Source organism: Zymobacter palmae, assembly GCF_003610015.1.
Lineage (GTDB): Bacteria > Pseudomonadota > Gammaproteobacteria > Pseudomonadales > Halomonadaceae > Zymobacter > Zymobacter palmae.
The window spans coordinates 285101-302644 of the sequence record NZ_AP018933.1 but is presented as its reverse complement, the minus strand read 5'-3'; the positions used below and the strand labels follow the sequence as shown (position 1 = coordinate 302644).

Annotated in this window: 13 protein-coding genes, 2 tRNA genes and 2 rRNA genes; 11 read left to right on the top strand and 6 right to left on the bottom strand. The window is 55.0% G+C overall.

The genetic code is table 11. The features are described from left to right. Positions 1 to 44 precede the first annotated feature (44 nt). The 5 genes from ZBT109_RS01345 to tyrS all read right to left on the bottom strand — a co-directional run bounded on the left by ZBT109_RS01345 (position 45) and on the right by tyrS (position 6910). Positions 45 to 2944, bottom strand: a 23S ribosomal RNA gene (locus tag ZBT109_RS01345). Between the two features lie 344 nt (positions 2945 to 3288). Beyond that, positions 3289 to 3364, bottom strand: a tRNA-Ala gene (locus ZBT109_RS01340). Between the two features lie 9 nt (positions 3365 to 3373). Beyond that, positions 3374 to 3450 (bottom strand) — tRNA-Ile (locus tag ZBT109_RS01335). 108 nt (positions 3451 to 3558) lie between these two features. Beyond that, positions 3559 to 5098, bottom strand: a 16S ribosomal RNA gene (locus tag ZBT109_RS01330). The 16S and 23S rRNA genes sit together here with 2 tRNA genes alongside, the layout of an rRNA operon. A 603-nt stretch (positions 5099 to 5701) precedes the next feature. Further along, positions 5702 to 6910, bottom strand: a complete 1209-nt coding sequence (gene tyrS / locus ZBT109_RS01325; RefSeq protein ID WP_027705442.1) for a tyrosine--tRNA ligase — start codon at positions 6908 to 6910, stop codon at positions 5702 to 5704. Positions 6911 to 7191: 281 nt separating this feature from the next. Here tyrS and ZBT109_RS01320 point away from each other — a divergent pair, with 281 nt between their 5' ends. The 5 genes from ZBT109_RS01320 (at position 7192) to metW (ending at position 11266) form a co-directional block, all read left to right on the top strand. Continuing rightward, the gene (locus ZBT109_RS01320) at positions 7192 to 7932 is read left to right on the top strand and encodes a YggS family pyridoxal phosphate-dependent enzyme (protein WP_084261836.1); all 741 of its coding nucleotides are present in this window, start codon (positions 7192 to 7194) and stop codon (positions 7930 to 7932) included. A 98-nt stretch (positions 7933 to 8030) separates the two neighbouring features. Then, on the top strand, positions 8031 to 8858 hold the full coding sequence (gene proC / locus ZBT109_RS01315; protein ID WP_027705440.1) for a pyrroline-5-carboxylate reductase: 828 nt from the start codon (positions 8031 to 8033) through the stop codon (positions 8856 to 8858). 62 nt (positions 8859 to 8920) lie between these two features. Continuing rightward, positions 8921 to 9505, top strand: coding sequence for a YggT family protein (locus ZBT109_RS01310; protein ID WP_051523903.1), 585 nt, complete (start codon positions 8921 to 8923; stop codon positions 9503 to 9505). Further along, on the top strand, positions 9502 to 10686 hold the full coding sequence (gene metX, locus ZBT109_RS01305; protein WP_051523901.1) for a homoserine O-succinyltransferase MetX: 1185 nt from the start codon (positions 9502 to 9504) through the stop codon (positions 10684 to 10686). Before ZBT109_RS01310 ends, metX begins: the two co-directional genes overlap by 4 nt. Continuing rightward, entirely contained in the window at positions 10676 to 11266 is a 591-nt protein-coding gene (gene metW / locus ZBT109_RS01300) for a methionine biosynthesis protein MetW (protein WP_027705439.1), read from the top strand. Before metX ends, metW begins: the two co-directional genes overlap by 11 nt. On the opposite strand, the gene sfsA is transcribed toward metW, so the two are convergent. Further along, positions 11263 to 11964, bottom strand: coding sequence for a DNA/RNA nuclease SfsA (gene sfsA, locus ZBT109_RS01295; protein WP_027705438.1), 702 nt, complete (start codon positions 11962 to 11964; stop codon positions 11263 to 11265). The two genes, metW and sfsA, sit on opposite strands and share 4 nt — an antisense overlap. Before the next feature lie 185 nt (positions 11965 to 12149). Between sfsA and dksA the strand changes: the two genes are divergently transcribed. The 6 genes from dksA (at position 12150) to panC (ending at position 17344) form a co-directional block, all read left to right on the top strand. Next, complete coding sequence (gene dksA / locus ZBT109_RS01290) at positions 12150 to 12590, top strand: RNA polymerase-binding protein DksA (RefSeq protein ID WP_027705437.1); 441 nt, start codon at positions 12150 to 12152, stop codon at positions 12588 to 12590. 358 nt (positions 12591 to 12948) lie between these two features. Continuing rightward, positions 12949 to 13140 carry a hypothetical protein gene (locus ZBT109_RS01285; protein WP_027705436.1) on the top strand — a complete coding sequence of 64 codons (192 nt, stop codon included), beginning with the start codon at positions 12949 to 12951 and terminating at the stop codon, positions 13138 to 13140. A 258-nt stretch (positions 13141 to 13398) separates the two neighbouring features. After that, entirely contained in the window at positions 13399 to 14733 is a 1335-nt protein-coding gene (gene pcnB / locus ZBT109_RS01280) for a polynucleotide adenylyltransferase PcnB (protein ID WP_051523898.1), read from the top strand. Then, positions 14733 to 15221 carry a 2-amino-4-hydroxy-6-hydroxymethyldihydropteridine diphosphokinase gene (folK, locus tag ZBT109_RS01275; protein ID WP_038278462.1) on the top strand — a complete coding sequence of 163 codons (489 nt, stop codon included), beginning with the start codon at positions 14733 to 14735 and terminating at the stop codon, positions 15219 to 15221. Before pcnB ends, folK begins: the two co-directional genes overlap by 1 nt. 46 nt (positions 15222 to 15267) lie before the next feature. Next, a complete protein-coding gene (panB, locus tag ZBT109_RS01270; protein ID WP_027705434.1) occupies positions 15268 to 16059 on the top strand; it encodes a 3-methyl-2-oxobutanoate hydroxymethyltransferase in 792 nt (263 codons plus the stop codon). Positions 16060 to 16477: 418 nt separating this feature from the next. Then, positions 16478 to 17344, top strand: coding sequence for a pantoate--beta-alanine ligase (gene panC, locus ZBT109_RS01265; RefSeq protein ID WP_027705433.1), 867 nt, complete (start codon positions 16478 to 16480; stop codon positions 17342 to 17344). The last annotated feature ends 200 nt before the right edge of the window (positions 17345 to 17544 follow it).

The window sequence follows — 17544 nt, the reverse complement described above, 5'->3', positions numbered from 1 at the left end:
GTATCCGTTGTTTTCGGATCGTGTCTATAACCCTTTGGGGTTATATGGTCAAGCCTCACGGACCATTAGTACACGTTAGCTCAACGCATTGACTGCGCTTCCACACCGTGCCTATCAACCTCGTAGTCTTCGAGGGTCCTTTAGGGGGCTCAAGGCCCCAGGGAAGTCTCATCTTGAAGGGGGCTTCCCGCTTAGATGCTTTCAGCGGTTATCCCGTCCGAACATAGCTACCCGGCAATGCCACTGGCGTGACAACCGGAACACCAGAGGTTCGTCCACTCCGGTCCTCTCGTACTAGGAGCAGCTCTTCTCAAACTTCCAACGCCCACGGCAGATAGGGACCGAACTGTCTCACGACGTTCTAAACCCAGCTCGCGTACCACTTTAAATGGCGAACAGCCATACCCTTGGGACCGACTTCAGCCCCAGGATGTGATGAGCCGACATCGAGGTGCCAAACACCGCCGTCGATGTGAACTCTTGGGCGGTATCAGCCTGTTATCCCCGGAGTACCTTTTATCCGTTGAGCGATGGCCCTTCCATACAGAACCACCGGATCACTAGAACCTACTTTCGTACCTGCTCGACGTGTCTGTCTCGCAGTCAAGCACCCTTATGCTCTTGCACTCACTGCACGGTTTCCAACCGTACTGAGGGTACCTTCGTGCTCCTCCGTTACTCTTTGGGAGGAGACCGCCCCAGTCAAACTACCCACCACACACTGTCCTTCTACCGGATAACGGTAGCAAGTTAGAACGCCAATGATGTCAGGCTGGTATTTCAAGGTTGGCTCCACTGCAACTGGCGTCACAGTTTCAAAGCCTCCCAGCTATCCTACACAGACAACATCAGCATCCAGTGTGAAGCTATAGTAAAGGTTCACGGGGTCTTTCCGTCTAGCCGCGGGAACACTGCATCTTCACAGCGATTTCAATTTCACTGAGTCTCGGGTGGAGACAGTGTGGCCATCATTACGCCATTCGTGCAGGTCGGAACTTACCCGACAAGGAATTTCGCTACCTTAGGACCGTTATAGTTACGGCCGCCGTTTACCGGGGCTTCGATCAGGAGCTTCGGACGAGTCCTAACACCATCAATTAACCTTCCGGCACCGGGCAGGCGTCACACCCTATACGTCCGCTCACGCGTTAGCAGAGTGCTGTGTTTTTAATAAACAGTTGCAGCCACCTGGTATCTTCGACCGGTTGGGGCTCTGAGAGCGAGTCTCTTCACCTTACGCCGGCGCACCTTCTCCCGAAGTTACGGTGCCATTTTGCCTAGTTCCTTCACCCGAGTTCTCTCAAGCGCCTTGGTATTCTCTACCTGACCACCTGTGTCGGTTTGGGGTACGGTCACACAGTACCTGAAGCTTAGAGGTTTTTCCTGGAAGCGTGGCATCAATGACTTCCTGAGTCCGAGGAATCAGTTCGTCTCGTATCTCGACTTTAAGCAAGCGGATTTGCCTACTTGCTCAGCCTACATACTTTCACCAGGACAACCGTCGCCTGGCTCACCTAGCCTTCTCCGTCACCCCATCGCAGTACTGTCTGGTACAGGAATATTAACCTGTTTCCCATCGACTACGCCTTTCGGCCTCGCCTTAGGGGCCGACTCACTCTGCTCCGATTAACGTCGAACAGAAAACCTTGGTCTTCCGGCGAGGGAGGTTTTCACTCCCTTTATCGTTACTCATGTCAGCATTCGCACTTGTGATACCTCCAGCATGCCTTACAGCACACCTTCGCAGGCTTACACAACGCTCCTCTACCGCTCAACACTAAGGTGTTGAACCCGTAGCTTCGGTACTTGGTTTGAGCCCCGTTACATCTTCCGCGCAGGCCGACTCGACTAGTGAGCTATTACGCTTTCTTTAAAGGGTGGCTGCTTCTAAGCCAACCTCCTAGCTGTCTGAGCCTTCCCACATCGTTTCCCACTTAACCAAGATTTTGGGACCTTAGCTGACGGTCTGGGTTGTTTCCCTTTTCACGACGGACGTTAGCACCCGCCGTGTGTCTCCCATGCTGCACTCACCGGTATTCGGAGTTTGCCTCGGGTTGGTAAGTCGGGATGACCCCCTAGCCGAAACAGTGCTCTACCCCCGGCGGTGATACATGAGGCGCTACCTAAATAGCTTTCGAGGAGAACCAGCTATCTCCGAGCTTGATTAGCCTTTCACTCCGATCCACAAGTCATCCGAATCTTTTTCAACAGATCCCGGTTCGGTCCTCCAGTTGATGTTACTCAACCTTCAACCTGCTCATGGATAGATCGCCCGGTTTCGGGTCTATTCCCAGCAACTATGTCGCCCATTTAAGACTCGGTTTCCCTACGCCTCCCCTATACGGTTAAGCTCGCTACTGAGAATAAGTCGCTGACCCATTATACAAAAGGTACGCAGTCACAGAACAAGTCTGCTCCCACTGCTTGTACGCACACGGTTTCAGGATCTATTTCACTCCCCTCACTGGGGTTCTTTTCGCCTTTCCCTCACGGTACTGGTTCACTATCGGTCAGCCAGGAGTATTTAGCCTTGGAGGATGGTCCCCCCATGTTCAGTCAAAGTTTCACGTGCTCCGACCTACTCGATTTCACCTTAATTGCATTTTCGCGTACGGGGCTATCACCCACTATGGCGTGCATTTCCAAACACTTCCGCTAATACAACTAAGACTTAAGGGCTAGTCCCCGGTCGCTCGCCGCTACTGGGGGAATCTCGATTGATTTCTTTTCCTCGGGGTACTTAGATGTTTCAGTTCTCCCGGTTTGCCTCCATACCCTATGTATTCAGGTAAGGATACCCGTCTTATGACGGGTGGGTTTCCCCATTCAGAGATCACCGGATCAAAGGTCATTTGCCACCTCCCCGATGCTTATCGCAGGCTATCACGTCTTTCATCGCCTCTGGCTGCCTAGGCATCCACCGTGTGCGCTTAATCGCTTGACCATATAACCCGAAAGAGTCATAGATCACGATTCAAACGAAAACAATTTTCGCCGGATACGCTTGAGACGTATCTCATTTGCCAATGTCACGGCCTATCGGATGCTACTTCCGAGGAAGTAAAATCTGACGGCGTTCCATTGGACTTGGCATCAGCATGATTTACATTGTTAAAGAGCAATACTGCGAGCAAGAAGCTTACAGTCAGGAAACAACATGCATCACATGATGTGGTATTGATTATTACACTCTCTAATAATCAATCATCAGGCAATGAAGATTGGTTCGTGACTAGAAGCTAGATCACTAAACTAAGTACTGGGTAACCGGCCATCAAGACAGTCAGATGGTGGAGCCAAGGAGGATCGAACTCCTGACCTCCTGCGTGCAAGGCAGGCGCTCTCCCAGCTGAGCTATGGCCCCATATAATAATGGTGGGTCTGGGCAGACTCGAACTGCCGACCTCACCCTTATCAGGGGTGCGCTCTAACCAACTGAGCTACAGACCCGGCAACTGCTTGCGCACGGCCAGGGAATATCCCCTGCAGTACTTCGCTCTATCAAGATCAGGCAATTTGTTGTGGGTACTTAAGATCACGAGGTGATCATTTTACGTTTAAGGAGGTGATCCAGCCGCAGGTTCCCCTACGGCTACCTTGTTACGACTTCACCCCAGTCATGAACCACACCGTGGTAACCGTTTTCCCGAAGGTTAAACTAGCCACTTCTGGTGCAATCCACTCCCATGGTGTGACGGGCGGTGTGTACAAGGCCCGGGAACGTATTCACCGCGACATTCTGATTCGCGATTACTAGCGATTCCGACTTCACGGAGTCGAGTTGCAGACTCCGATCCGGACTGAGGCGAGCTTTCTGGGATTAGCTTCACGTCGCCGCTTCGCAACCCTCTGTACTCGTCATTGTAGCACGTGTGTAGCCCTACTCGTAAGGGCCATGATGACTTGACGTCGTCCCCACCTTCCTCCGGTTTGTCACCGGCAGTCTCCTTAGAGTTCCCGACCGAATCGCTGGCAAATAAGGATAGGGGTTGCGCTCGTTACGGGACTTAACCCAACATTTCACAACACGAGCTGACGACAGCCATGCAGCACCTGTCTCAGAGTTCCCGAAGGCACCCATCCATCTCTGGAAAGTTCTCTGGATGTCAAGAGTAGGTAAGGTTCTTCGCGTTGCATCGAATTAAACCACATGCTCCACCGCTTGTGCGGGCCCCCGTCAATTCATTTGAGTTTTAGTCTTGCGACCGTACTCCCCAGGCGGTCAACTTAGTGCGTTAGCTGCGCCACTAAATCCTCAAGGGATCCAACGGCTAGTTGACATCGTTTACGGCGTGGACTACCAGGGTATCTAATCCTGTTTGCTACCCACGCTTTCGCGCCTCAGCGTCAGTGTCAGTCCAGAAGGCCGCCTTCGCCACTGGTATTCCTCCAGATCTCTACGCATTTCACCGCTACACCTGGAATTCTACCTTCCTCTCCTGCACTCAAGTCTGCCAGTTCCAAATGCTGTTCCCAGGTTAAGCCCGGGGCTTTCACATCTGGCTTAACAGACCGCCTACGCGCCCTTTACGCCCAGTAATTCCGATTAACGCTCGCACCCTCCGTATTACCGCGGCTGCTGGCACGGAGTTAGCCGGTGCTTCTTCTGTGGGTGATGTCCTTCCTGAAACGTATTAGGCCTCAGGCTTTCTTCCCCACTGAAAGTGCTTTACAACCCTAAGGCCTTCTTCACACACGCGGCATGGCTGGATCAGGCTTTCGCCCATTGTCCAATATTCCCCACTGCTGCCTCCCGTAGGAGTCTGGGCCGTGTCTCAGTCCCAGTGTGGCTGATCATCCTCTCAGACCAGCTATGGATCGTTGCCTTGGTGAGCCATTACCTCACCAACTAGCTAATCCAACATGGGCTCATCCGATAGCGAAAGGTCCGAAGATCCCCTCCTTTCTCCCGTAGGACGTATGCGGTATTAGCGTGCGTTTCCACACGTTATCCCCCACTATCGGGCAGATTCCCATGCATTACTCACCCGTCCGCCGCTCGCCACCAGGAAGCAAGCTTCCCGTGCTGCCGCTCGACTTGCATGTGTTAGGCCTGCCGCCAGCGTTCAATCTGAGCCATGATCAAACTCTTCAGTTTAAATCTTTCATTGGTCATTAGGTGACCAATCCGGCTCGAGTATCGAAACAACTCATTGAATCGATGAGCTACTTGATGCTCGAAATGATGATTCACTTCGAAAACCTCAAGCACCCACACAAATTGCCTGATCATCTTGTTAAAGAGCGTCTTGCGAGCGGCGTTTGCTGCTCAGCAAGTGGAAGCACATTCTACATTTTCTGAAGATTTTGTCAACCGCCAATTTGGCGATCATTTCAGGAGACGATACGACCATCTCAACTGAAACCTCTTCAAAAAAAGCGAAGACCTACAAGAGGTTAGCTTCCGCGCCACCCGGCGTTTGCCCTGGCAGCGAGGGCGTACTTTACAGAGATCACCGGGGGTTGGCAAGGGCTTTGTGATCTTTATTTCAAACACTCGGCCCACTTCTTGCTAGGAGGTTCTTTTGGCTTTGGCTTTGGCTTTGGCTTTGGCTTTGGCTTTGGCTTTGGCTTTGGCTTTGGCTTTGGCAACATAAAAAAAGCCTCACTGCTGCGCAACAGTGAGGCTCTTAATTCAACAAGCATAGAAACTATAGGAGCTAGGCTGTGATTGATCGTTCACTTCGATCTTATCGGCCGTTCATCCTTCAAGCTTAACCTCTACGGTCGCAAAACGGCGTTTGCCCGCTTGAATGGTGTAGGTTTTACCAAACGCCAGCATGGTGCTTGGCGCCACGGTTTCCTGATCCACCTTCACGCGTCCGTTCTTCAGCAGATCCTTTGCTTGTGCGCTGTTTGTCACCAGTCCCGCTTGGTTGAGCACTGAAGCAATGGGCGCAGCGTCGATACCGCTGTAGGTCACAACAACGTGCGGCATGTCTTCGGGCAGTTCACCTTCGCTCAATTGGTTCCCGCTACCTTTATGCGCATTGGCCGCTGCTTCTTCGCCGTGGTAACGCGCTACGATCTCACGGGCGAGCTCCATTTTGATATCTCGCGGGTTAGCACCGTCAGCCACTTGCTGTTTGAACGCGTCGATTTCCTGCGTGGAGCGCAGCGACAGCAGTTCGAAGTAGCGCCACATGATGGCATCAGGGATCGACACCAACTTGCGGAACATTTCACCTGGGCGTTCTGTTACGCCGATGTAGTTGCCTAGAGACTTCGACATTTTCTGTACGCCATCCAGCCCTTCCAGAATCGGCATGGTGATGACGGTTTGTGGTTCCTGACCATAATGCTTTTGAAGCTCGCGCCCCATCAGCAGGTTGAAGCGCTGGTCGGTACCGCCTAGTTCAATATCAGCTTCCAGCGCTACGGAGTCATACCCTTGAATAAGCGGGTACAGGAATTCGTGGATCGAGATGGACTGACCGCTTTTATAACGCTTTTCAAAATCGTCGCGTTCAAGCATGCGAGCCACCGTTGACTGTGCCGTCAGTTCGATCATCTGTACGGATGACAGTTTGCTCATCCATTCGGAGTTGAACACGACTCGCGTCTTGGCAGGGTCGAGCACTTTGAAGACCTGCTCTTGATAGGTCTTGGCGTTTTGCTGGACCTGCTCTTCCGTCAGCGGCTTACGCGTTACGTTCTTGCCCGTCGGGTCACCGATACGACCAGTAAAATCACCAATTAGGAACATGACTTCATGTCCTAGATCTTGAAACTGGCGCAGTTTGGTCAGCAGTACGGTATGGCCTAGGTGCAGATCAGGCGCAGTCGGATCGAAGCCGGCTTTGACGCGAAGCGGTCGACCGCTTCGCAGCTTCTCAACCAGCCCGTCTTCGGGCAGAACCTCTTCTGTGCCGCGCGTGATCAGCGACAGTGCATCCTTGATATCAGTCATTATCAACGTCTCTCGAGTCCTGAAACGGTCACACGACGCACTCTTGCCAAGCGCGCGCGAATGGCGCCATGTTAGCATGACACCTCTTGGCGATCATGACTCGGATACACTTTCAAGCGTTGTAACCGACGCCACGACACTCCGGCCTGGGCGGATAAGCGCTTCACCCGCAGCCATACATCTGCCCTGCATGCCCAGTTACGATGATAGGCCACCACGCATGAGCGCCATGCCGTGCCTATATCGCTCTTTTGTATTGATATATGTCGCAGGAATACTCCATGTCTCTCGATACGCCCTCTTCCGCCTGTGCTTCTCCCAACTCCGTTACTTCGCGCCTGCACGCAACGCAGCAGCACTTGCAACAGGCTCTTGCCTCAGCGGGCCGAGCTTCGGACAGCGCTCAACTGCTGGCCGTGAGCAAGACGCGCCCTGCCGAAGAAATTCGCGAAGCCTACAACGCCGGGCAGCGGGCCTTTGGCGAAAACTACATGCAGGATGCGCTGGGCAAGCAGCCTTCCTTGGAAGATCTGGATATCGAGTGGCATTTCATTGGTGCACTACAGTCCAACAAGACACGGGAAGCGGCCACCCATTTCGACTGGGTGCACACGGTCGATCGCGTCAAAATCGCTCGACGTCTTGACGCCCAACGCCCTGAAGGGCATGCGCCACTGCAAATCTGTCTGCAGGTCAACATTAGCCGTGATCCCAATAAGTCTGGCGTGCTTCCCGAAGACGCCGCCAGTGTTGTTGAGGAAATCCTTGCGCTTCCCCATCTGACGCTGAGAGGGCTGATGACGATTCCCGCCAAAGCAGAGGATCCTTCACTGCGTCGCGCGCCATTCAAGGCACTACGTGAATTGCGCGATCAGCTATGCCAGCAGTTTCCCGACGCCCCATGGGATACGCTTTCAATGGGCATGACCGCTGATATGGACGATGCTGTAGCAGAAGGCGCAACGATCGTGCGCATCGGTACCGCCATATTCGGTGAACGTGACTATGGCACGGCACATTGATCTCTTTCGATGCGTTCACGGGTTGAAGAAGCGCTGACAGTACAACATCATGCGGTAAGGCGTGGTAACGACACTCCCTTACGGACAAGGATCTTTCAATGCATAGCAAAACCCTGAGCTTCATCGGCGCAGGCCATATGGCTGAAGCCATCATTGCTGGCCTGATCAATACCGGGCATCCGGCCGAACGCATCATTGCCACCGCACGTAGCGACAAAACGCTGGCCCCGCTGCAGGCACGCTATGGCATCCAAACCACCACCGACAACTGCAATGCCATTGCTCAAGCTGACGTTGTGGTGCTGGCCGTCAAGCCACAGGTGATGAAAGAGGTCTGTGCGCAGGTCACCGATATCGTTGCCCGTCAGCGTCCTCTGATTCTGTCGGTAGCTGCAGGACTTACCTGCGCCACTCTAAGTCGTTGGTTGGGCGGCTATGATGCCATCGTGCGTGCTATGCCAAACACGCCATCGCTCGTTGGCACTGGGGCATGCGGTCTGTACGCCACCGATGCGGTTTCCAAGGAACAGTGCACGCTGGCTTCTGACCTGATGTCAGCCGTTGGCATTACCGAGTGGGTGAATGAAGAACGTCTGCTGAGTACCGTCACGGCTATTGCCGGCAGTGCTCCAGCCTACTTTTTCTATCTGATGGAAGCATTGGAGAAAGCGGCTATCGAACAAGGCATGCCGCTGGAAAGCGCTCGTCGCCTTATTATCCAAACTGCACTGGGCGCTGCCCGTATGTGCGATGCCAGCGAAGATGCTCCTGAAGAGTTCAAGAAACGCGTGATGTCTCCCAATGGCACCACCGAACGCGCTATCTTCCATTTTCAGGACCACGGCTTCGAACAGCTGGTCAATGATGCCGTTCAGGCTTGCTTCAACCGCGCTGAAGAACTAGGCGAGTCACTTGGCAGTCAGTAATCTCTTCATGGCACTATCAGGTCTTCGATGACCTAATCACGCACTTCTTCCGGAGGATCAACGTGCCTTCTACACTTTGGCTATTCGTACAGCTGTTCCAGCTCTATCTGTTCATTTTGATGATGCGCTTCGCACTGCATTTTGCACGGGCCGACTTCTACAACCCGCTGGTACAGGGCATCATCAAGGCAACGGACTGGCTGGTCGCTCCTCTGCAGAAGGTGCTGCGCCCGGGTCGCCACTTCGACCCTGCCACGCTGGTGGCGGCACTACTGTTCAGCGCCATCACCAGTGCGGTACTCAGCAAGATGATGCCGGTATCACTCGGCAACATTGCGGCATTGCTCTGTGCCGGCGTACTGGGAACGTTCTACACCCTGCTGCGCATGTACATGCTCGCCATCATCGCGCTGGCCATCATGAGTTGGATCGCCCCTCAGCCGACTCATCCTGCTCCGCTGCTGATCGCCCAGATCACACGTCCGATTCTGGCGCCTTTGCAGCGCATCATTCCGCCGCTGGGCGGCATGATTGATATCAGTCCGCTAATCGTCATCTTTGGTATAACAATTCTTCAAAGCATCGTGATCAATCTAGCGAACAACATACTCATAATTCAAAAACTGATCATCGTAGGACTTCAATGACACACACCGACAGTCAGACGGCCCTGAATCTGTCTGGTCCACACAGAGCGGCGTTCGATGAGCCGCTGGCGCTGGCCTGCGGACAGACGCTAGAGCACTATGAACTGGTCTATGAGACCTATGGCACGCTCAATGAACAACGAAGCAATGCCGTGCTCGTCTGTCATGCCCTGGGTGGCAATCATCATGCTGCCGGCTTCCACGAAGGTGATCGGAAACCGGGCTGGTGGGACAAGCACATTGGCCCAGGCAAGAGCATTGATACCGACCGATTCTTTGTCATCTCACTCAACAACCTAGGCGGCTGCCATGGCAGCACTGGCCCCAATGCCATAAACCCGGCCACCGGAAAGCTGTGGGGACCGGAGTTTCCGATGATGACGGTACCCGATTGGGTACACAGTCAGGCACGCCTTGCGGATCATCTTGGAATCGAGCGATTTGCGGCTGTCATCGGCGGCAGTCTAGGGGGCATGCAGGTTCAGACATGGGCCATCCTGTACCCCGATCGCATCGCCAATGCCATCGTGATTGCATCGACACCGCGCCTGTCTGCTCAAAACATTGCGTTCAACGAGGTGGCTCGTCAGGCCATTCGTTCTGACCCCGATTTCCATGAGGGCTGGTATTACCAGCACGACACGCGCCCGCGCCACGGACTAAAACTGGCGCGCATGATCGGGCACATCACGTATCTTTCCGAAGCGGCTATGGGTCGCAAGTTCGGACGTGACCTGCGTAGTGCGCTCAACTTCGGCTATGATGTCGAATTCGAGATCGAGTCCTATCTGCGCTATCAAGGCAACAACTTCTCCAACAGCTTCGACGCCAACACCTATCTGTTGATGACGAAGGCGCTGGACTATTTCGACCCTGCGCGCGATCACAATGGCGATCTGGCCGCGACATTCGCCAAGTCGCAGTGCCGCTTCCTGATCATCAGCTTCTCGAGTGACTGGCGCTTTACGCCGGCAAGGTCACGTGAAATCGTTGAGGCGCTAGTGGAAGCAGACAAACGCGTCAGCTACGTCAACATCGAATCCCCGCACGGTCACGATGCCTTTCTGCTGCCCGACGAACGCTATGAAACGGTGCTGAAGAACTTCCTCAGCCACGCAATGGCAGCGCCATCGGATGACACGCATCACCACAACAGAGGAAACGACCATGCTGCGTCCTGATCTGGCCCTGATTCACGACTGGGTTGCGCCAGGCAGTCGCGTGCTCGACCTTGGGTGCGGTGATGGCGAACTGCTGGAAGTACTGGCACGTGATAAGCAGGCGACAGGCTACGGCCTTGAGATAGATCCTGTGCGCATCAACGTATGCCTAGAACGCGGTGTCGATGTCATCGAACAGGATATCAACGAGGGGCTACACAACATCCGCGATGATGCGTTCGATCTGGTGATCATGACGCAAGCCCTGCAGGCCTTGAAGCGCCCCGATAAGGCGCTTGATGAGATGCTGCGCATTGCACGCGAGTGCATCATCACCTTCCCGAACTTCGCCTACTGGCGCCACCGTCTGCATCTTGGAATGAAGGGCCGTATGCCAGTTTCCAAGGCGCTGCCGCATGCGTGGTACGACACACCGAACATTCACCTGTCGACGTTCAAGGACTTCGAACAGCTGTGTCGAATGCGAGGCTATACCATCGTTGATCGAGCAGTGGGCAAGGATGGCGGCATCGGTCATTGGACCAGCCGAACATGGCCCAGCATGCTAAGCCGAATGGCGGTGTTCCGTATCCGCCGTTAGAGCAGTACCGGCAACGCGTGCGTCAAGGTCATGGCATGGGGGTCGATATGGCATCCGTACGCCCTGATCTGGACGCCACGCTCAGCGGCGGCTTTCACCGCTTCTGCATAAGCAGGGTGAATGTCAGCCGCTGGCCTTACAGCCGCGATGCCCGTATGGGTGGCACAGAACAGCAACATGGCGCGGTCCCCTTCAGCCACCCGCGCCTCCAAGGTCTGCACGTGCCGAAGCGCGCGTGTACTGACGGCATCTGGAAACGCACCGACCCCATCGCCTTCCAACAGCGTTACCTGCTTCACTTCGACCCAAGTTGTATGACCCAAATGATCAAGCAGCTTGAAATCCAGCCGTGCATCGTCCACTTTCACTTCTGACCTGCATGACGCGATATCGTCAAGAATCACGCCATTGTCGAGCGCTTCGCGGACAAGGCCGTTAGTCCGTGCGGTATTGACGGAGGCCAGTGCTGGGCCTGTTGTCGTCTCAACTTCGATCAGCTCCCAGCTCCATGCCAGCTTGCGTCTGGGGTCATCGTGAAAAGACAGCCATACTCGGGCACCTTCCTGCAAGAGCCCGGTCATAGCACCGGTATTGGCGCAGTGCGCGGTAACCTCTCGACCATCATCAAGCAGGATATCCGCCAGGAATCGCTTGTAGCGTCGTAACAGCGTTCCGGAGGAGAGTAAGGGATAATTCACAGGCGCTCCTGAAAACGATGGGGGTGTCAAAGCGTCGAACAACGCCAAATACCGTTTTTACTGTTGCATTGGCTGTCGTTTTTAGATAAAAGGCTCTACCTTCGATGGGAGGCAATCGCAACGCTGCCACCCCATCTGCTGCGGCCAATGCGGCTCAAGTCACACTGCGTAATGAGGCATTACCCATGGCAGTTGCCGATAATATCCCAGAAGCGCTGAACAAGTTTAAACCGTACGAGCCAGCTCCTGGCGAAGAGTACATGAACGAGAAGCAGCTTGAGCACTTCCGCCAGATCCTGCTGAACTGGAAACAGGACCTGATGGAAGAAGTCGACCGCACCGTTCGCCATCTTCAAGAAGAAGCCAACAACTATGCGGACCCTGCGGACCGTGCGACACAGGAAGAAGGCTTCAACCTTGAACTGCGTACGCGTGATCGTGAACGCAAGCTGCTCAAGAAGATCAACGAAACCATCGAACACATCGATGAAGATGATTACGGCTACTGCGAAGATTGCGGTGTCGAAATCGGCATTCGTCGTCTGGAAGCTCGTCCCACAGCGACACAGTGCATCGACTGCAAGACACTGGCAGAACTCAAAGAACGCCAACTCGGCGGTCACTGATATCTGAGGAAAGGCCTGCGACTGCAGGCCTTTCTTGCATCTGCCTGCTCGCCCTCCCCTTGATCCTCATTTTTTCCTGCCCATACATCTTCAGTACTCGATAGCTCTGCAGCATCAGAAATAATCATTCCGATCAACGCAGTAGATACCGTACCTCCGGAAAGCGCTTAGCAATCACGCACCAAAAAAGAACAATTGCGCACCATTTTGGTTCACAAAATGCACGCCATTGAACCGCCCGGTGCCTCCGACACTCTTCCTGCATAGGCACACTGACAGCTCAATCTTCATAACCTCATGATATTCAAGCAAATCAATCAATATCGGCACGGTTCCCGCATTGTGAAGGACGGGTACGATGGTGGTTCTGCTGGGTATTGCACAACAAAAACAAAGGGCAATACGACAGAAAGGCGACAACAAGAACAATGCCGCTGCCACGCCCCTCTATTCACCCTGGGTGAGTAGCGACGAAAAACAAAACTCGGCGCTCAACAAAAACAACATCGAGTGTTTTTCTTCCCCCAGCCCCAGGCTGCAACAACGATAACCACCCCTTACAGGCGGGAGGGTCTTACAAGAACAATAGCCCCTTCTCACGCCCCTCTATCGCGGGGCCATGATTCCAGACCATCAGTCGATGGACCTTCTTTCCGATATAGCAATCAGACCCGTAGCGATGGGAAACGGTGTAGAATCAGCAGAAGCTCCACAATAACCTGCTTTGAAATGAGAAAAGCCTTCGCTACACTACCAGTCAATCCTAGCCCTTATGGGCAATACAACTTCATCAGGTAGCGGTAATCGTTTGAATACCCCGATTGGCAAACATTCAGGACACGTCAGGATTCTTGGTAGCAAGGACCATATCCTGCGCCGAAACCAACTCAGTGAAAACGCGCTCAAGGTCGTCCACCGGCTGGCAGAGGCGGGTCATGAAGCCTATCTCGTAGGGGGATGCGTACGAGATGGACTGCTTGGGCTTGATCCCAAGGATTTTGACGTCGCCACCAGTGCCACCCCCGACGAGGTGCGCGCACTGTTTCGCAACGCTCGCATCATCGGGCGCCGCTTTCGTATCGTTCACGTCTGCTTTGGTCGCGAGATCATCGAAGTCACCACGTTCCGCGGCCAGCACTCCGGCGACGAGGGCGATCATCGCTCTCAGCAGTCCGAAGACGGCATGCTGCTGCGCGATAACGTTTGGGGCAGCGTCGATCAAGATGCCTTGCGCCGCGATTTCACTGTCAATGCGCTCTACTACAACCCTATCGATGGCACGATCCACGACTGGGCGGGCGGCATAGAAGATATGGAAGCGCGCTGCCTGCGCCTTATCGGCAAGCCCGAGGTGCGCTATCGCGAAGACCCCGTACGCATGCTGCGCGCGGTACGCTTTGCGGCCAAGCTCAGCTTCACGCTGGAAGAAGAGACCGAAGAGCCTATCCATCTACTTGCGCCGATGCTGCTTCAGGTTCCACCTGCACGCCTCTTCGAAGAAGTGCTGAAACTGTTCCTGTCCGGCAAGGCCCTGGCCACCTATCTGATTCTGCGGGAGCAAGGCCTATTCGCCATGCTCTTCCCGGCCACGTTCGACGCGCTAAGCGTACTGCCGTGGGCCGAGAAAATGATCCGCCAGGCATTGAAGAACACCGATGCACGTCTGGCCGCAGGCAAGCCGGTAACGCCTGCGTTCCTGTATGCCTCACTGCTGTGGCCCGCCGTCGTCATGGAATCCATGGCCATGCAGGCAGAAGGCATGTCGGAAATTCCGGCCGGCCAGCAGGCCGCGCACACGACGATTACGCGCCAGCTTCAGCACACGTCCATTCCCAAACGGTTTAGTCTGCCGATGCGGGATATCTGGGACATGCAGCAACGCCTGCCGCGTCGCCGTGGCAAACGCGCTGACCAGCTGCTGGAGCATCCACGCTTCCGCGCCAGTTATGACTTCCTGCTGTTGCGCGAAGCCGCTGGCGAGCTTGAGCCGGGTCTGGGTGACTGGTGGACACAGTATCAGGCACTGGATGAGCACAGCCGCCGTGAGATGATCGCTGCGCTGCCCGCATCGACCGCCAAAGCACCAAGCAGCCGCCCGCGCCGCCGCCGCCGTTCGCCGCGCAAAGAGCAGAGAACAAGCTGATGCTGGCATGGCATGACGCCTATATCGGCCTGGGCAGCAACCTTGATGATCCTAGAGCGCAGCTGATGCGAGCGCTTGAGCATCTGGATGCGCTGCCTTTGACCCAACGGGTTGCCACTTCGCCGTTGTACGGCAGTCAACCGGTTGGGCCGCAGGATCAGCCTGATTTCGTCAATGCCTGTGTCCATCTTCGTACAGCGCTCTCGCCTCTGGCGCTGCTGGATCAGCTCCAGAGTATCGAACAACGTCAGCGACGCGTTCGCGTGCGCCATTGGGGACCACGCACACTGGATCTCGACTTACTGTTGTACGATGATCGCGTGATGCATCATCCCCGCCTTAACCTTCCCCATCATGAAATGCATCAGCGTGGATTCGTGCTGATTCCCTTACTGGATATCGCCCCAACCCTGATTCACCCGGGTATGAATCTCCCGCTTAGTACACTTGTGACCGATGAGCTTCGTGGTACGCTAACGCGTCTATAGGGCACCTTGCGTCCCCTTCACACGTTCATGCACACGAGGATACCTCATGTCATCTGTCACGATCGCTACCCTAGTCGGCCGACGTGAAAGCAATACTCCCTTCAGCTGTCTGACCGCCTACGATGCCTCCATGGCACGTCTCGCCGAAGAAGCAGGCATTGATGTACTGCTGATCGGTGACTCTCTCGGCATGGTCATGCAGGGCCAGACCAGCACGCTGCCCGTTACTGTCGATGACATCGCCTATCACACTCGCTGCGTTGCACGCGTTACCTCTCGTCCGTTGATCATGGCCGACCTACCTTTCATGGCCGATACCAGCCTATCCCACCTTCTTGAAGCCTCCTGCACGCTGATGCAGGCCGGTGCTCACATGATCAAGATTGAAGGCGGTGCATGGCGCCATGAAGCTATCGCCGAGCTTACTCAACGCGGCGTGCCTGTCTGCGTGCATCTGGGCCTGACACCTCAGCACGTCAACAACTTCGGTGGCTATCGCGTACAGGGCCGCGACCCTGACGACGCGCAGCGCATCATTGACGATGCACTGGACCTTGAGCAGGCTGGCGCTGCGATAGTGCTGCTCGAATGCGTGCCCGCCGCACTTGCACAGCAGGTACGCGATGCACTGACGGTACCGGTCATCGGTATTGGTGCAGGGCCAGACGTCGATGGCCAAATTCTCGTGATTCAGGACATGCTCGGCATGACGGGTGAAAAAACGCCCCGCTTTGTGAAGGACTTCCTCAAGGGCGAAGACTCCGTGTTGGAAGCACTGGCGGCTTACCATGAAGCCGTCGTCAGCCGTACCTTCCCAGACGACGAACACTGCTTCTAACGCCTTTTTTCTGGCGCATGACATGGATGCACACCCGCCTGCCATGCGCCGGCACCTCCTGTCCATACCACCACACCTCATATGCCTACAGTATCGAACGGATAAGGCAACGTTAGCGATTTATTACCTCGACACGTACACGGAGCGCACCGAGAGGTGTACATTGAGGGCTTTACGAAGGGTCGAGCCTTTCAGCCACACTGGGTGGATAGCAGCGAGACAGACATCAGAGCGCCATCCTCGCTGGGCACCCACCTCCTGACATAGCGCATGAACATGCGCCTGCATTCGAATGCCATATCGCTCAGGCTGAACGGTATACACGAATAAAAGTCTGATGCCGCTCGACCCATAAACCGACTTGGTTACCGCGAGCAAGGTGCTCTATGCTCGCCGTACAGCATGATACGAGCTTCCCATGCGACTGATTTCCGACATTTCCACACTCCGCCACGCTATAACGACCCTCCGCCACCCCGTAGGGCAACCTGCACGCCGCATTGCTCTCGTTCCCACCATGGGCAACCTGCACGACGGCCACCTGAGCCTCGTTCGACAGGCACGAGAACAGGCCGACATCGTCATTGCGACCGTCTTCGTCAATCCACTGCAGTTCGGTGAAGGAGAAGACTTCGATCAGTACCCTCGCACGCTGGAAGCCGATGCGACAAAACTAGACGGCGCAGGATGCGATATTCTGTTTTCCCCTGCGGCAGACGATCTTTTCCCAGCCGCGGCCAGCGACATGAGCCGCGTTGTTGCTGGCGCTGTCAGCCAAGGGCTATGTGGCGCGAAGCGTCCCGGCCATTTCGATGGCGTTGTCACTATCATTTCGCTGCTGTTCAATTTGGTCCAACCGGACACGGCCATCTTCGGCGAGAAGGACTACCAGCAGCTGCAGGTCATCAAGGCCTTGGTGCGCGACTTGCACTTCCCGGTTGAGGTACTGGGCGCACCGATCGTGCGCGACCATGACGGGCTGGCACTGTCATCCCGCAACGGCTATTTATCAGACGTCGAGCGCGCTACGGCACCGGCACTGTACCGAACCCTTATCTGCATCAAAGAACTGCTGGAGCAGGGACTGAGTCACGAACAGGCTCTTGAAGAAGGCATCCGTCAGCTGGATGCCCAGGGATTCACCGCAGACTACCTTGAGCTGCGTGATCGCCACACGCTGGTGCCCGCAACGGAAGATACCCGTGAAGGCATTCTGCTAGTCGCTGCCTATCTCGGCACCACACGCCTGCTGGATAACCTGAAGGTAGAGCTTCCTGTCGCCTGATCCGAATTAGCACCCACAGCCATATCAGGGCCTGCCAGAGCCTCACAACGGCCAGCCATGCTAGGAGCAGGCTCGATACTAATCGGCCTTCAGAGCGCCGCTTTGACCCGCACTGCGTCATGTACACTACTTATGGCCGCGCCATATATACAAAAGCCCCCGCACTCGTTGAGTACGGGGGCTTTTCAATGCCGATGAGA

Excerpts from the sequence above, each read along its gene's own strand:
- dksA (WP_027705437.1), top strand. The coding sequence starts at position 12,150 with ATGGCAGTTGCCGATAATATCCCAGAAGCGCTGAACAAGTTTAAACCG.
- proC (WP_027705440.1), top strand. The coding sequence starts at position 8,031 with ATGCATAGCAAAACCCTGAGCTTCATCGGCGCAGGCCATATGGCTGAA.
- metX (WP_051523901.1), top strand. The coding sequence starts at position 9,502 with ATGACACACACCGACAGTCAGACGGCCCTGAATCTGTCTGGTCCACAC.
- ZBT109_RS01320 (WP_084261836.1), top strand. The coding sequence starts at position 7,192 with ATGTCTCTCGATACGCCCTCTTCCGCCTGTGCTTCTCCCAACTCCGTT.
- tyrS (WP_027705442.1), bottom strand. The coding sequence starts at position 6,910 with ATGACTGATATCAAGGATGCACTGTCGCTGATCACGCGCGGCACAGAA.
- ZBT109_RS01285 (WP_027705436.1), top strand. The coding sequence starts at position 12,949 with ATGGTGGTTCTGCTGGGTATTGCACAACAAAAACAAAGGGCAATACGA.
- folK (WP_038278462.1), top strand. The coding sequence starts at position 14,733 with ATGCTGGCATGGCATGACGCCTATATCGGCCTGGGCAGCAACCTTGAT.
- panB (WP_027705434.1), top strand. The coding sequence starts at position 15,268 with ATGTCATCTGTCACGATCGCTACCCTAGTCGGCCGACGTGAAAGCAAT.
- panC (WP_027705433.1), top strand. The coding sequence starts at position 16,478 with ATGCGACTGATTTCCGACATTTCCACACTCCGCCACGCTATAACGACC.